Source organism: Streptomyces sp. 378 (assembly GCF_030124145.1).
In the GTDB taxonomy this organism is placed as follows: domain Bacteria; phylum Actinomycetota; class Actinomycetes; order Streptomycetales; family Streptomycetaceae; genus Streptomyces.
Genome location: NZ_JASKMS010000088.1, coordinates 1 through 691 on the forward strand (window position 1 = coordinate 1; position 691 = coordinate 691).

1 protein-coding gene is annotated in these 691 nt (G+C 67.3%); it reads right to left on the bottom strand.

From position 1 onward, the window contains the following. Nucleotides 1-691: alpha-amylase family glycosyl hydrolase (locus tag QNO09_RS39620; RefSeq protein ID WP_283975069.1), on the bottom strand; the 691-nt coding region annotated here is incomplete at both ends.

Sequence of the window (691 nt, forward strand, 5' to 3'; positions counted from 1 at the left end):
CCCGGGTCGCAGGAGGAGAACCCGGCGTTGCGGTCCGGGGTCCACTGCATCGGCGTGCGCACCGCGTCCCGGTCGCCGAGCCAGATGTTGTCGCCCATGCCGATCTCGTCGCCGTAGTACAGGATCGGCGAGCCCGGCAACGACAGCAGCAGGGCCGTGAACAGCTCGATCTGGTTGCGGTCGTTGTCCAGCAGCGGGGCCAGCCGCCTGCGGATGCCGATGTTGGCGCGCATGCGGGGGTCCTTGGCGTACTCGGCCCACATGTAGTCGCGCTCTTCGTCGGTGACCATCTCCAGCGTGAGCTCGTCATGGTTGCGCAGGAAGATGCCCCACTGGCAGTTCGAGGGAATGGCCGGGGTCTTGGCCAGGATCTCGGAGACGGGGTAGCGGGACTCGCGGCGCACGGCCATGAAGATGCGCGGCATGACCGGGAAGTGGAACGCCATGTGGCACTCGTCGCCACCGTTGGTGTAGTCGCCGAAGTAGTCGACGACGTCCTCGGGCCACTGGTTGGCCTCCGCCAGCAGCACCGTGTCCGGGTACTGCGCGTCGATCTCCTTGCGCACCCGCTTCAGGAAGTCGTGCGTGGCCGGGAGGTTCTCGCAGTTGGTGCCCTCCTCCTGGTACAGGTACGGCACCGCGTCCAGCCGGAACCCGTCGATGCCCAGGTCGAGCCAGAACTTCAGCGCGG